At 54.5% G+C, this 14,233-nt stretch carries 10 protein-coding genes and 1 pseudogene; 9 read left to right on the top strand and 2 right to left on the bottom strand.

The genetic code is table 11. The features are described from left to right. Positions 1–309 precede the first annotated feature (309 nt). The gene (locus OSC10802_RS0130830; RefSeq protein ID WP_017720621.1) at positions 310–2,274 is read right to left on the bottom strand and encodes an iron uptake porin; all 1,965 of its coding nucleotides are present in this window, start codon (positions 2,272–2,274) and stop codon (positions 310–312) included. 20 nt (positions 2,275–2,294) lie between these two features. Then, positions 2,295–2,507, bottom strand: a pseudogene (locus OSC10802_RS46865) (zinc ribbon domain-containing protein); the annotation flags it as partial. Positions 2,508–2,990: 483 nt separating this feature from the next. On the opposite strand from OSC10802_RS46865, the gene OSC10802_RS42660 reads away from it, so the two are divergent. From OSC10802_RS42660 to OSC10802_RS0130780, 9 genes are all read left to right on the top strand, one after another. Further along, positions 2,991–3,749, top strand: coding sequence for a hypothetical protein (locus OSC10802_RS42660; RefSeq protein ID WP_017720619.1), 759 nt, complete (start codon positions 2,991–2,993; stop codon positions 3,747–3,749). Positions 3,750–4,053: 304 nt separating this feature from the next. Then, positions 4,054–4,221, top strand: a complete 168-nt coding sequence (locus OSC10802_RS51620; RefSeq protein ID WP_155968905.1) for a hypothetical protein — start codon at positions 4,054–4,056, stop codon at positions 4,219–4,221. A 505-nt stretch (positions 4,222–4,726) separates the two neighbouring features. Then, complete coding sequence (locus OSC10802_RS42655) at positions 4,727–6,148, top strand: GumC family protein (protein WP_017720618.1); 1,422 nt, start codon at positions 4,727–4,729, stop codon at positions 6,146–6,148. A gap of 11 nt (positions 6,149–6,159) precedes the next feature. Then, the gene (locus tag OSC10802_RS0130805; RefSeq protein ID WP_017720617.1) at positions 6,160–7,383 is read left to right on the top strand and encodes an O-antigen ligase family protein; all 1,224 of its coding nucleotides are present in this window, start codon (positions 6,160–6,162) and stop codon (positions 7,381–7,383) included. A gap of 13 nt (positions 7,384–7,396) precedes the next feature. After that, complete coding sequence (locus OSC10802_RS42650; protein WP_044172115.1) at positions 7,397–8,629, top strand: class I SAM-dependent methyltransferase; 1,233 nt, start codon at positions 7,397–7,399, stop codon at positions 8,627–8,629. Positions 8,630–8,643: 14 nt separating this feature from the next. Beyond that, positions 8,644–9,906: a lipopolysaccharide biosynthesis protein gene (locus OSC10802_RS0130795; protein WP_017720615.1), complete on the top strand. Its 1,263-nt coding sequence runs from the start codon at positions 8,644–8,646 to the stop codon at positions 9,904–9,906. A 156-nt stretch (positions 9,907–10,062) separates the two neighbouring features. Beyond that, entirely contained in the window at positions 10,063–11,082 is a 1,020-nt protein-coding gene (locus tag OSC10802_RS0130790) for a glycosyltransferase family 4 protein (RefSeq protein WP_052334367.1), read from the top strand. Beyond that, positions 11,061–12,344 (top strand): lipopolysaccharide biosynthesis protein, encoded by a 1,284-nt coding sequence (locus OSC10802_RS0130785; protein ID WP_232731859.1) that lies wholly within the window; start codon positions 11,061–11,063, stop codon positions 12,342–12,344. The genes OSC10802_RS0130790 and OSC10802_RS0130785 overlap by 22 nt, the downstream gene beginning before the upstream one ends. Then, a complete protein-coding gene (locus OSC10802_RS0130780; RefSeq protein ID WP_017720612.1) occupies positions 12,344–14,227 on the top strand; it encodes an asparagine synthetase B family protein in 1,884 nt (627 codons plus the stop codon). Before OSC10802_RS0130785 ends, OSC10802_RS0130780 begins: the two co-directional genes overlap by 1 nt. The last annotated feature ends 6 nt before the right edge of the window (positions 14,228–14,233 follow it).

Below are 14,233 nucleotides of genomic sequence, written 5' to 3'. Positions count from 1 at the left end.
TAATTGATCTGGAAAAGTTATTTTTATAATTCTCCGCTCCCGTGAAGGAGCGCCAAGGTAAGAAAAGTGAGAGGGCTCTCACAAATCATTTAGGGTGCGCTCCCACCGTCCGGTATAGCAGTAGCCACTTAGATTAGAACATTAGACCTTCAGGGGGGGCGGGACGCCTGCCCTACGTCTATATAGCAGTAAGCATTTAGGAAAGCTACATTCCAGCCTCCCTTGCTCCAGAGCTCCCGAAGCTTCTATTGTTCTAACCAATATGACTGCTGCTATAACGCACCCTAGTTTTGGTTTTGTTCGCCCCACTTAGAATGTAAAGGTGGTGCGCAGTGTGCCAATCACAACATCATCGTTATTGCTGTTGTGATCCGGTGCCGTAATCCAGATGACACCGGGGGTGATGGCAATGTTATCCGTCACCTGATACTGGTAGAACGCTTCCGCGTGCACGGATGTGTCCTTGTCCTCCCCAAACAGATCGGAGAGTCCGGGCACCGCCGTACTGACGCTGGAACTGCCTACCTTGGGCTCTATGCCAACGATGATACCCCCTACGTTGCCTTTTTTGCCCAAATCGGGGAACGCCAGGGTCACAGCCCCGTTCCAGGTTTCCAGAGATCCCCGGTCAACAAGCCCGCTCAGTGTGGACAGGACGTTGGTCTTGGTGTAGCCAACCCAACCGCCCAGGACAAACCGCTTGCTCAGTTGCCACGACACTTCCGCCCCGAAGGAGTTGCTGGAAACCGGCAGATCCAAACCAGCTTCGTTATTGAGAATCGAACGCAGATTGGCCCGCCGGCTGCCGGTGAGCGATTCGGTGTTGTAGGAGTTGACGTAGGTCAGTCCTAGGGTGAAGCGCTCGCTGGGCTTGAAGGTTAGCTGGGCCAGCGCACCGTAGGGCCCGTCGAAAAGGCCGCTGCCTTTTGCCGGATTGGAGGCATTTGTGGCTAAATAGCCCAAGCTGAGTTCCAGCCGGTCGCTAAACTGGTGTCTGAGACCGAGACCGGCACCGCCTAGAAGGTAGTAAATTGGGTTGCGAGTCCCAAAGTTGGAAACGGCACCGCTACCGCCGTCACCATCAATGAAAGGGTTGACGGTGTTGGTAAAGTCATCCGCCGCACCGGCATTGGCTTCCACGATAACAGTTGTCTTTTTGCCCAGGGGGAAGCTGTACAGGAGCGCATCTAAGCCGACTTGATTGCTTCCTGTGCCGAAAGCACCGGCACTGTATCGCAACTCGCCCTCGGGTGAGGGGTTGGAATTGGGGTAAAATCCATTCATCCCCACCACTTGCAGTCGCGTCCTGAGCAAATCCTCGCCGGTGAAGCTGGTGTCAAAGTTAAGCCGAGTCCGGTATCCCACAAAAGGCACACTGCTCGAACCCTTACCGATGCCGTCTGCAGCGGCAAAGATGACTTCACCATTTAGCTTGGTGGTGGTGGAAAATTGATTGGCTTCCAGTTCGGTGGTGCGAGCTTCCAGGGCATCGACGCGACCGCGCAGGGTGGCCAGTTCTGCCTGAAATTCTTCTGTCAGGCGCTGCAGCGCTGCTAAGTCTTGTTTGGTGACCAGGTTGGACGTGTCGGTGCGCCCAATCAGCTGAACGATTCTTTCCAGACAGGCATTTAAACCGGCAGCGAATTCATAGCGGGTCATGGCCCGGTTGCCCCGGAATGTCCCGTCTGGGTAGCCTGCGATGCAGCCATAGCGCTCCACTAGGTTCTGCAAGGCTTGGAAGGCCCAGTCTGTGGGTTGGACGTCCGACAGCTGGGACACGGAGGTGACTTGGCCCATCCCTTGGTCGCTGGCGGTTTGATTTTCTGAACCGCCCGGCTGTGCCGGCACCTGAGCGATGGTGTCCGCAGGACCTGCGGGTGCCGGTGTCACAGGTGCCTGCGCACCCGCTCCTACACTCTGTTGAGAACCTATTGGCTGTGCCGGCACCTGAGCGATGCTGTCCGCAGGACCTGCGGGTGCCGGTGTGACTGCGGCGAAAGCACCCGCTCCGACACTCTGTTGAGAACCTATTGGCTGTACCGGCACCTGAGCCGTAATGTCCGTCGAGCCGGCGGGTGCCGGTGTCACAGGTGCCTGCGCACCCGATGCGAGACTCTGTTCTAAATCGCTCGGTCCTGCCGGCACCTCAGCCAAGCTGTCAGTGCTGCCGGCTAGTGCCGGTGTGACACCGGCACTAGCACTCGATGCGAAAGCTAGCGTTGCGGCTAGCACACCAAGGCTGACGCCGGTGCCAGCCCACAAAATTTTTGCCATTTTTAGCTTTTCTGATACATTTACGCGACATTTGTCCGGCAATTCCGGGACAATGCAACGAGATCGCTATCGCCATCAAAGACGATAGAGGCGTTATCCCGCAAAGCTTTCAGGAAGATCCCGAAACCCCCATTCCAGTCCCGATATAGCGTAAACCCGCAATTGGGACAGTGGAAAACTTTGGAGCCACCATTACGGGCGCGAACGTGACCGCAGCGAGTGCGAGTCTTGCTCTCCTCACCCTAATAAAGGGGCCCAAATTGCCCATTTGCAACTCTCGCCCGCAGCTATTCCTGTGGCGGCTCTCGCCTTCTGAGGGCTGTTTTCGGACGATGGCCCATTGTCTTAAGAGTTTCATGATTATAAATATAAAGTTGGCAACTGTCAACTTTTTCGCAAAAAAAGTTTAATCGGGGGGCGCTGGGGGTTGCCAATGGCTGCGGGCGGGGCGAGCCGGTCTACCTGGAGGGCAGAACACTTTAAAATTAGAGGGATAGTGTTTGTGCTTTGTGGCGTTTGGCTTTTGGCCCCGGCACTAGGGGCCGGCCAAGAGCGGTGATGGCGCTTTCCGCAGGTTTCAATCCCGTTTCCGGGATTCAGCTGGCAAAAAATCATCCGCTCCTACCCCCTGCTGAAATCATTGTCGCATTCATTTGGGCAGATTTGCACAACGGGGATGCTCCCGTAGCACAGACAGCGGTGAAAAGGAATTGAGAATGGCTAAGAGCAGCTTTGACGGAAATAGCGGCCTCTGGGGATATGTACCTATCGTCCTGCCGGTGGCCCTGGGGATGGTGGCGCTCGTCGGTGCCAGTCGCATCGCTGCCCCTGTGGCTGTGGTGCTCGGTTTGGCGTGGGGGTGGAAGCGCTACCAGCAGCAGAAGAAAAAACAGGCGCACCTGAATACGATCTTTTACCGGCTGATTCAGGACAATGGCGGGCGGATTACGGCGCTGGACTTTGCCATCAAAGCGAATCTCTCTGGAGAGGAAGCCCGACAGTATCTGGAGGAGCGGGCGGTAGAATTCTCGGCCCAGTTTGACGTGTCTGAGAAAGGGGGAGTGATGTATTGCTTTGAAACAACCCCTGCTGGCGAACGCAAAGAACCGGCCAAACAGCTCGAAAGCATGCCAGCGGCCATTGAAGTGGCGGCTCGGGAGAGCGGGAGTGGCGCTGAGCTGCCAGGGATGGCTGTCCGCCCGCAAGCGGCACTGCCGGCTGAAAATGCGCAGAAAGAAACTCAGCCATTGGAGCCGGTGGCCAATCCGTTCTGTTTGCCATCGCCCCTCAACCAGGCTGAATTGGCTCGCCGGTTCAATGTCCACGCCAACACAGTCAGCAAGCGGAAAACCCAGGCGGAATTCCCCGAATGGAGTCGCAGCAAAGATCCGGCGGGAATCGCCTGGGAGTACAGCCCCGCCACCAAGACCTTTTCTCCTCTCGCTACGGGAACCGGCAAGAGCGAGGCTCAATAGGAGTGGCTTTCGCCGCTGGACTCAACCGGCAGCTCCCTTGCCGCTGCCACCGGCGGGTGCCAGGGACTCGCTGCAGGAGTTAAGATTGCAGAAATGCCGGTGCGATCCCCAATCAGGGCCTTCAGCCGGAAACTGGGCGTGAAGCCACTGGGAAGCCGGAGTGCCGGCAGAACTTCAAATTAAGAAAAGTTCTAAAAAACAGAGAAACAGAATATTTCGTGCTATACTTGCGTATTGAACAAAAAAATTCCCTAAAGTGGGCGTTCAGAACTTTTCTCAGTGAGGGGTGTTTGGCAACCGTCTTGTGACCGACTTGTCTGGGGGACGCCGCAGGGCGATCAGTGGCGCTCACGAGTCGGCAGGGTGCTGTGACGGAGAAGGAGCTTGGGGTGATGCCAGCAGCTCGTCAGCAGTCCGACTGGGACTGGTGGGATTGCGAACAGTGTGTGAGGGGAAACACTCGCTCAAGTGAGTTCCCGCTGCAAATCTTCAGGGCGATGGGGAGCCCCTTTTTGGCCTGAAGGGTTTAAATGGTATCTCGTCAGGAGGCTTGGGAGAGGAGTAAGCTTGGAATTTTACCTTTGTTCTCGTTGAGTCAGCCGGCAGGTTTTCATAAAATACAGCCAGAGATTCTCTCGGTCAAGTCTTTTACTTTAATAGTTTCTTTAAAAGTATTAAGAAAGCTTGCAGCCAGGAGGGAGGGCAGACAAGAGGGGTTAGACTTGAAGGAGTGAGAGGGAGTTCCCACAACCAGCCGCGAATCAGGGCGAGTAAAAATTAGTTTCTCAAAAGAGAGGTGGTTTGGATCATTTTAATTTATTCTAAGTGCGGTGCGTTAAAGATGTTCAGAGTGAGAGGAGAGAAGTATGGCCCTGTACTGCGCTACAGTGATAAACTAGCCTCCGAAATCTCACAGCAAAATAGAACTCTTAAAGATTGTTGAACTGTGCCTTTTGCCTCCCACTGAAGGTCTTGTAATGACGAAGAGCGTTGAAAAATCTAATTGGTTGGACTCTATAGAAGAACCTGAAACAGGAAAAGTGAAAACCGGGCGCTGGAGCTGGGTGCGCTATACAGTTTCGGGGGTGGGAGCAAACGCCCTGCTCTGGGGGGTAGTGGTAACGTATTTGAAAGTAGCGCCTCCCAGTTACATCTGTGAGTGGTCTTTGATTTTGCCGGAAACCGGGGTAAAATCAAACGTTTCCATAAATAACATCGGACAGGCATCTTCCTCGAGCGATTCTCCCTACTCCAGTTTATCTCTAGATCCGAGAGCCAATTACCAGGCGATCTTAGAAAGCGATCCCGTCCTGGAAGCGGCGGCGCAAAAGCTGGGGATAGAGGTTAAAGATTTAGGCGAGCCGAAAATCAAGCTCGTCCCTCAAACTGCTGTGATGAATATTAGCGTGAGCGCCAAGAGTGCTGAAGGCTCGACAAAGAAATCGCTGGCGCTCTACGAAGCCTTCCAACAGCGACTCGCAGAACTGAGGGCGGAGGAAGCTCGGCAGCGACAGCAGGGAGTTCGAGATACCATCGAAAGAGCTAGAGATAAGCTGCAAAAGGCGCAGCAGGAGTTGCTGGCTTATCAATCCCGCACCGGCTTGGCATCTATAGACCAGTTTAGAGAAATCTCGCTCAACATCGAGCAATTGCGGAAACAGCAAATAGAGGTGCAGGCGGAGCAAGAGCAATTAAATCGCAAGCAAGCGCAGATGTCAGCAAGTCTGGGGCTGACACCGCAGCAAGCTGCGGATGCCCTTGTCCTGCAAGCTGATACAGTCTTTCAGCAATACCTGAAAAACTATGCTGAATCGAGCGCCCTCCTGAAAGCGTACCTGTCCAAATGGTCGCCAACCCATCCCGGAGTCGTTGACGAGCAAGCCAAACAAGAAGCGGCTCGTCAGGCATTAATGCAGCGCATTCGCCTGTTAGTGGGGCGAGAGCTGTCCGAGCAAGAGCTGCAGCCTTTAATGCTGAGCGATGTCAGCAACAAACGGGCGGACTTGTTTCAAGAGCTGATTTCCGTGCGGGCGCAGCTAGAAGGTCTGACCGGTCAAGCGGAGGAGCTGGGGCGGAAGATTGCGCAGCTGGAGAGCAAGCAGCCGCAAAAAATAGAGGAAGCGGCGAAGTTAGAGGATTTGCAAAGCCAGCTGCAAGCGGCAGAAACGGTTTTCCGCTCTACAATGGCCCAGCAAGATGTCGGGAAATCCGACATTTACGCGGCGTATCCGCTGGTGCAGCTGCTCAAGAAACCCGTACCGCCGGAGAAACCGAATAATCTCAAGACACTGCTGGTGTTAGCGGGGGCGTCTTTAGGAACACTGTTTGTAACAGCGGGGCTGATTTTGTTGTGGATGCGCGAGCGACGATATCACCAAGAAATTTCCCAGAAAAACTGATCTGGCACTCTATGGTAGGCACCTACGGGTTCTACGCGATCGGGGGGCTGTATGTAGTCGCTCCTGTCATCGCTTGGATTTTGCTGTTTTACCTGGGCAAAAAGCTGTGGGAGCAAACCGACCGAACCCCGGAGGAGGAGCGGATCTCGATTCCTTTAGGAGTGTGGGTGTGGGCGATCGCCATGCTGGTGATGGAACTGGCGCTGGTCATGGGCCACCTCGATTACAACTTGGGCTTGCCGGCAACCATCAAATCCTCGATAGGCTGGGCCAAAGGCTGGGCGCTGATGGCAATCTTTCCCCTGATTGGCTGCTTGCCAGTTCGCCCCCAGCTGATCTATCGCGCCGCCTGTATCGTCTGCTACCACACCGTGCTGCTCGCGCCCATCTTTATCCTGGCCCAGAAGCTGCACCTGCCGCCAATGCTCTACGTCTCGCCGCTAAGACTAGTGGGCGGACCGGGAGACGAGTTTTTTTCCTTTAATCTTTACGAGCTCGAACCAGACTCTGGCGCACCCCGGTGGCGGCTGTTCACGCCTTGGGCACCGGCAGTGGGGTTTGTGGCCAACATTTATTTTTTCTTCGCGCTCCAGGAAAAAGAGAAAAAATGGCGCTGGTTCGGGATTGCCGGCAGCATTCTCATGTGCCTGATGTCGAAATCGAGGCTGGCGCTGCTGTGCCTGCCGGTGGTGGCCTGCGTGACGTCCTTATTAAGCAATTTAAGCCAGCCAGTGCTGCTGATCCTCATGGGGTTGGGCTCGACTTTTGCCGGGTTTGCCGCTCCCGCGATTCTGGACGGGATCTCCGTTTTCTGGGACAAATTCAAAAGTGCTCGCGCCGCTTCGTCGCGGGTGCGGGGCGAGCTGGGGAAAATCGCCGTAGCCCGGTGGGAGAGCGAAGCGCCGGTATGGGGGCACGGCGTTGTCGAAAAAGGGCCGCACTTAGTGGAATTCATGCCCATCGGCTCTCACCACAGCTGGTATGGCCTGCTGTTCGTGAAAGGCATCGTCGGGCTGCTGGCCCTCGCCGTGCCGATGCTGTGGAGTTTTGCCGACTTGCTGGTCAAGGCCCAGAACAGTGCCGTGGCTCGGGTGGGGTTGAGTATGGTGCTGATTCTATTTCTGTACACGTTTGGGGAAAACTTAGAGATACTAGCCTATCTCTTTTGGCCGGCCCTAGTGATCATGGGCGTGGCCTTTAGAGAAAAAATCCCCTCTCGGGGTTTGCTGCGGTAACTTTAAAGGAAAAATGCCGATATCGCCAACTAATCAGATACTGAACATTGTGCGCCAGACTTGGCGGAAGCTGAACACCAAGCGCGTTCCCTTCGACCGCTTGCTCTGCGGTGGGGAGGACTGGCTGTCGGCGGCCCAGTACGCACGCCACACCGGCAACTGCCGCCGGCCCTCCACCCCCTTTTCCCAGTCGCCTCACGTCCAGTTGCTGGAACAGTACCAGCAAATCGGGGACGAGATTTTCCGCCCGGAGGTATTCCAGGAAACGGCTTATTTTGCCAATGCAGCTGAGTGCATCAACGTGACAGGCCACTACTTCAGCTGCACCCGCCCCGAGCAAGTCGAGCAAGTGGCCCGCCGGTTCGTCAGCCGGTTGGGCAACGAAACCCCCCGAGACTCGACCCCGCTTCCCTCGGCCTACTCTGCTTACTTTTCCTCAACGAGCTCACAGGTTTGCGTGCACCCCATCCAGCACTCAAACTGTTACGAGGTCATGGATGGCAACCACCGGCTGGCCCTCGCTTATGTGCGCGGCGAGAAAACCTACCCGGTGCGCCCCCTCGGCCCGGCCAGCCTGACGCCGCTGCAAGAGCGGTTGCTAGAAGTTGGCTGGCTGCGGGGCGAGCTAATGCTGTACCAGCCGATTTCCAGTCCCGAACTGGGAAAAAAATGGGTGGTGATGCGCCGCTGCACCGACCGGTTTGAGATGATGCAGCGGTTTCTGGAAACGCACAGCCTGATGCCGCCCCAGTGCCGGACGTACTTGGATATCCCCTGCGGTTACGGCTGGTTCGTGCGGGCATTCAGCCAGCTGGGGTTTGAGGCCCGGGGGGTGGATCTGGACTGGGCATGCATTGAGGCCGGCAAGGTGGCCTACGGTCTGGCACCGGCTCAACTGATTCGATCTGAAGCAGTTAGCTTCCTGGAAAGCCATCCAGAACGCTACGATGTCACCACCTGCCTGGGCCTGCTGCACCGCTTCCTTTTGGGTGAGGGCAGCATCTCGGCGGAGGAAATGCTGCGGTTTCTCGACGAGATCACCGGCAGCGTCCTGTTTTTGGAGATGGGGCAGGGCCACGAAGCCCCGTTTCGCGACTCCCTGGCCGGTTGGGACGCTGACCGCATCGAGGAGTGGCTGCGAGACAAGACTAGCTTCACGAAAATCTGCCGGCTGGGGACAGACTCGGACAGTGTCCCCCCGTTCGCAGATCGCTACGGTCGCACTCTCTTTGCTTGCTTGCGATAGGAAAAGGAACCCCAATGTCACTGGATTTTCTCAAAAAGAAGCTGAGCAATCCGTTTATTCGCAATATCGGCTGGCTCAGTGGGTCAGAGTTGATTATCCGGATATTCCGGCTGGTCACAACGGTGGTTTTAGCCCGCTTGCTGACCCCCTACGACTACGGCTTGGCCGCTGTGGTGCTGACAACGAATGAGTTCACGCGGGTGTTTTCCCGCAACGGCATTGGGGCCAAACTGATTCAGGCCGGCGATGAAAATTTAGAAACCCTGTGCAATGCAGCCTACTGGTTAAACTGGGTGGTTCTTTCCAGTTTATTTGTCATTCAGTGTGCGGTGGCCTTCCCGATAGCCTGGCTGTACCATGACAGCCAGCTGATTTTACCGATATGCGTCACCGGCTTAGTGTATTTAATGATCCCCATAGCGGCGGTGCAGTCGGCTCTGATTCGTCGAGACAACCGGCTGAAAATCCAAGCCTTCGCCAGTACGCTGCAAATTTCTGCAGATAATGTACTGACCTTAATTTTTGCTCTTTTGGGCATGGGGATGTGGGCTATTGTCCTGCCGAAAGTTTTAGTTGGGCCGATTTGGGTGGCGATCAACTATACCAATCACCCCTGGCGGCGCACCTCAGGATTTACCACCCAGTACTGGAGGGAAATTTTCATCTTTGGCCGGAACGTTCTGGGAGTTGAGTTGCTAAAGACTCTCCGAAATAACCTAGATTATTTAATTATAGGCCGTTTTTTGGGAATTCAGGCTCTGGGGCTGTACTACTTTGCCTTCAATGCCGGGTTGGGGATTAGCATCAGCATTATCAACGGCATCAATTCAGCATTGCTCCCCCACCTCTGTGCGGTCCGGTCAGAAGTGTCCAAGTTCAAGGCTCGCTATTTCAGCAGCCTGAAAACGATTACCACCATCATTGTACCCCTGGTGCTGTTACAATCGAGTCTAGCGCCTTTCTATGTGCCGGTTGTTTTTGGGCAAAAATGGGTGGGTGCGATTCCCATCCTGGTCTTGATTTGCCTGTCGGCAATTCCCCGTCCTTTTGCTGATGCGGCGTCTCAGCTGTTGCTGGCCGTGGACAAACCTGACGTGGACTTGCGCTGGAATATGATCTTTACAGCCCTGTTCACCGGCGGACTGCTGGTTGGCGTTCAGTGGGACGCGACTGGGGTGGCGGCGTCGGTTTTCTTAACTCACGTGATTTTACTGCCTCTGTTTACCGTTTGGGCCAGCCGTTATGTATTTGTGAAATTTTTACAGCCTGAAATGTAGGGGTTGGGACGGGCCAGTAGGGTTTGGGAATTTTTTCAGCCTGAAAGGTAAGGATTTATACCAATTTGGGATTTGGGATTTTAGATTTTGGACTGAAAAAGGCGGCAATAAAGCCTTTTCACCCCGAGGGGAAAATACTATCTATCCCAACTTGGTATGAGACGGACCTGTATTTTATTGGGGGGTATGGGGATGAGGGCCAGAATTTTACACTTAATAAACGACAGGAGGCTGGGAGGAGTTAATAAGGTTTTAGATTTTCTGAATGAATCGCTGAGAGAGCACTACAAAGTGATTGAATGGGAGATCTATTCTTGGGCATTTATAAATGAATACGCTCCCGATTTAATCATTTTTCATGAGAGCTCGGCGTGGCTAAAAATGGTGGAGCTAATTTTTTTGAAGAGCCGGAGCAAATTAATTATTCACGACCACCAATACTGCCAGGGATTTGAAACTTACAATGTTGCCAGGCCCTCCCGATTTCGCCTGATGCTGAAATTGGCCTACGGTTTGGCCGATCGGGTGGTGGCCGTTTCTCACGCTCAGGCGCAGTGGATGGCAGAAAACAGGCTGGTTAAACCGTCTAAACTGAGAGTCATTCAACAGAGTACAAAGATAGAAGAGCTCCTAGCGCTTCCCCCTAAGCCGGTGAAGTCGCCCCTAATCTTGGGAGCCTACGGACGCTTTTCCCGGCAGAAGGGATTTGATGTTTTAATCCAGGCCATGCGGCTGATCCCTCAGGCAAATGTGCGACTTTACCTGGGAGGGTATGGGCCAGATGAAGCGGCTTTGCAAGAATTGGCCCGGGGACAAGAAAATATTAAGTTTCTCGGAACCGTCCGTGATGTCGCGGCTTTTTTAAACGCTTGCGATGCGGTGGTGATTCCCTCGCGGTGGGAGCCTTGGGGGAATGTGTGTCTGGAAGCGAAAGCGGCAGGCAAGCCGGTGATTGCCAGCCGTGTGGATGGCTTGATTGAACAGCTCAGTGATTGCGGTATTCTAGTAACACCAGACGAGCCTGAATCTCTAGCCGGCGCGCTCGAAAAACTCTGCTCTCTCCCCGAGTCAGCGCTGAAAGACTGGGGGCAGCGGGGTCGCGAATCAGTCAGGGACGCATGGAAAAACTATGTTATTCAGTGGGAGAGCTTAATTTGGGAAATCTTACAAGACTGATTGATTTTTTAAATCAAAAGCTATCCAATCGGTTTGTCCGCAACGTTGGCTGGATGGGGGCGGCAGAAGTTTTCATCCGGATTTCCCGATTGGCCGCCACGGTGGTTCTGGCCCGCTTGCTCACGCCTTACGATTATGGCTTGGCTGCGGTTGTCCTGACAACCAATGAATTTGTCAGTGTTTTCACTCGCAATGGCATCTGGGATAAGCTAGTTCAAGCGGATGAGGAGGATTTAGAGGAGCTTTGCCAGACTGCTTATTGGCTAACTTGGCTGATCTGTGGCTCCCTGTTTGCTATTCAGTGCCTTGTCGCTTTAGCCGTCGGGTGGTTCTACAAAGACAGCCAAGTCATTTGGCCAATCTGCACAATCGCTCTCGTTTATTTAATGATTCCCCTGGGGGCCATTCAAGCCGCCCTAGTTCAGCGGGAAAATCGCTTGCAGGTAACGGCGCTCGCTAACGCACTGCAAGTGTCATCCGACAACGTTTTAACCGTTATTCTGGCTTTTTTGGGGTTGGGGATGTGGGCGATTGTCTTGCCGAAAGTGCTAGTCGCTCCTGTCTGGGTGACTGTCCACTGCATCCACTATAAATGGCGCTGGCCTAAGAAGTTTAGGTTATCTCGGGCGGGAGAAATTTTCCGCTTCAGTCGCAGTATTCTGGGCATTGAACTCCTGCAAACCTTAAGGCAAAACATAGACTACTTAATTGCGGGACGCTTCCTGGGGATTGAGGCGCTAGGAGTGTATTACTTTGCCTTTAACGCCGGATTGGGGATTAGCCTGAGCGTTATCAACGCGATAGACTCGGCCTTATTCCCCCACCTGTGCGCGAGCCGGTCGGAGCCAGAGGAATTCAGGAAAACCTATATAAGCAGCTTAAAAAACATCGCTCTCCTGATCCTGCCAGTGGTTCTCCTGCAATCTTGCTTAGCCCCCTGGTACGTGCCCATTGTTTTTGGCCAGAAATGGATTCCCGCCATTCCTATTTTGATATTAATTTGCCTGTCGGCAATACCCCGGCCTTTCGCCAATGCAGCATCCCAGGGGTTGTGGGCAATAGATAAACCCGACTGGGACCTGCGCTGGAATTTAGCGTTCACAGTGATTTTTTCTGCAGCCTTACTGATAGGGGCGAACTGGAATATTCTGGGCGTGGCTGCGGCGGTTTTCCTCGCCCACGCAGTTGCACTCCCCCTGTATACCTTGTGGGTGACGCGATATCTGGTTACAAAAACAACTAACCTGACGGGAGCGGCATAATGGCAGGACTGTATGTAACGATTGGCAACACGAATACCCGCCGCATCTTCGCAGCGGCGCAGCGGCTCACTTTTTTCCCTGGCGAACACGCCTCAATCATTGAGGAGCCTGGGTTAGGGATTGCTTGGGTCAGCCATGACCCGCCCGAGCTGTTCGCACCGGCACACCACGCGCAAACCGGCGTGCGGGTGGTGACGGCAGGGCGGGTGGCGTGGGATGAGCCTGACTGGCAAAGAGCCGAGAAAATGAAGGAATACACCGGCGGTTTGAGCAATCGGCTCCTCCTGGATAAATACCTCTCTGGAGGGATCAGCGCCATTGAGCGGCACAACGGTTCGGCGGCACTCCTGATTTGGGACCCGCGCTCGCAGCAGCTGCACCTGCTGACAGATCATTTTGGTTTTTATCCGGTGTTCCTCTACCGCCCCCAAGCCATAGAAGGGTGTGCGATCTCATCATTTCCCGATGCGATAGCAGACGACCCAGAGGTAGAAACCACGCCCGATTATGTCTCAATGGCGGAGTTTTTGCGGGAGTGGCAAGCCACCCCACCGCACACCTACTACAGCGAAATTAAACATGCCGGTGCTGCCAGCCACTGGTGCTGGGACCTGGCGGAATCAACCTGCCGGCAGCGGGCCTACTGGCAGCCCTTTCAAGAGGGCTTTTTCCCCAACTTGAAAACGGCTGCAGAGCAACTTTCGGAAGCTGTAAAGAATGCGATTAAAATCCGCACCCTCCCCCGTCTCGGTCCGGCTGTCAGCTACACCAGCGGCGGCATGGATTCGCGAGCTGTCCTTTTTTCTGCAGCTGACCGGTCGTGCGTATATGGCGTCAACCTCTATGACGTTCCCAATAAAGAAGCGGCTTTAGCCAAGCAACTGTGCGAGACAGCCGGTGTGAGATACATTGGCTTTGCCAGAGACGACGACTATTACCCGCGCTGGATGCGCTCTGGGGTGCGCCTGTCCGGGGCGATGTGGTCAGCAGAAGACAATCATTTTCTGGGAACCCGCGACCTGCTCCAACAGCTGGGCGCTCGCACAGTGCTGACAGCCTGCCCGGTGGACAATTTGTTCAAAGGAGACAATTTAGAAAAAAGTTACCAGCAATTCTTGGGTCGCAACCTGCCTTTTTTTCAGCTGGAAAGCGATCGGCAGGATAGCTTTGGATATGAACATCCGCAGCGACCGGCACCCCCAAAATTTGGCCCGGAGATGGAGCGCCGCATCAAGGAATGGTTTGGGGACACACCGTATCATCTCAAATCGAATCAAGACCACCTCAAATTTGAAGACAAGCAAAACCGGCCCGGCTGCTATCACGCCGCCAGTTCCGGGCCAGTAATGTTTCGCCTTTTTCCTTACGATTCCTTCATCGCTGACCGCGCCATCGCTGAGTGCTACAGCCGCATACCGGCGCGGTGGAAATTGAACGGCACTTTGTGGGAGTTGACAGTTGCTCGCATTTGTGGTACAAACGTGGTTGATGCTAACCGGGGCTGGCGGCCCGGTTCTTCCAAAGCCAAAAAACTCCTGATTTTTGCCAAAGACTGGGTGCTGCGGCGTCTGAAACCAGTGCCGGTGGCGCAGCATCAAGGGCCGGCTACCGATGGGTCTTGGCCAAACCTGGGCTGGTATGTGACTCACAGCACCACTTTGCGAGAAATGTGGGAGAGCGCGCCGGTTGCTGACCGGCAGCTGATGTGCGATCTTTGGGGGAGCGATCCTTGGAGCGTGCCCCTTGCCGAGTGGTCAAAGCCAGCCGTACTCAACTCGAAGGGGATGAGTCACGGCAACTCACCTTATTCTTTATTCCGGATTCTGACGCTGCTGAATTATTGGTCAGTCCGCCGCGACTCAACAAATAAGTTTGTTGCCTAGTTTTTC

The organism is Kamptonema formosum PCC 10802 (assembly GCF_000332335.1).
GTDB lineage: Bacteria > Cyanobacteriota > Cyanobacteriia > Cyanobacteriales > Oscillatoriaceae > Oscillatoria.
Note: the sequence above shows the minus strand (reverse complement) of the source record. Positions and strands in the feature narration are given on the sequence as shown.

What these genes read in the sequence shown, in the direction of transcription:
- OSC10802_RS0130830 (WP_017720621.1), bottom strand. Translation starts at nt 2,274, where the DNA reads ATGGCAAAAATTTTGTGGGCTGGCACCGGCGTCAGCCTTGGTGTGCTA.
- OSC10802_RS42660 (WP_017720619.1), top strand. Translation starts at nt 2,991, where the DNA reads ATGGCTAAGAGCAGCTTTGACGGAAATAGCGGCCTCTGGGGATATGTA.
- OSC10802_RS42655 (WP_017720618.1), top strand. Translation starts at nt 4,727, where the DNA reads ATGACGAAGAGCGTTGAAAAATCTAATTGGTTGGACTCTATAGAAGAA.
- OSC10802_RS0130805 (WP_017720617.1), top strand. Translation starts at nt 6,160, where the DNA reads ATGGTAGGCACCTACGGGTTCTACGCGATCGGGGGGCTGTATGTAGTC.
- OSC10802_RS42650 (WP_044172115.1), top strand. Translation starts at nt 7,397, where the DNA reads ATGCCGATATCGCCAACTAATCAGATACTGAACATTGTGCGCCAGACT.
- OSC10802_RS0130795 (WP_017720615.1), top strand. Translation starts at nt 8,644, where the DNA reads ATGTCACTGGATTTTCTCAAAAAGAAGCTGAGCAATCCGTTTATTCGC.
- OSC10802_RS0130790 (WP_052334367.1), top strand. Translation starts at nt 10,063, where the DNA reads ATGAGACGGACCTGTATTTTATTGGGGGGTATGGGGATGAGGGCCAGA.
- OSC10802_RS0130780 (WP_017720612.1), top strand. Translation starts at nt 12,344, where the DNA reads ATGGCAGGACTGTATGTAACGATTGGCAACACGAATACCCGCCGCATC.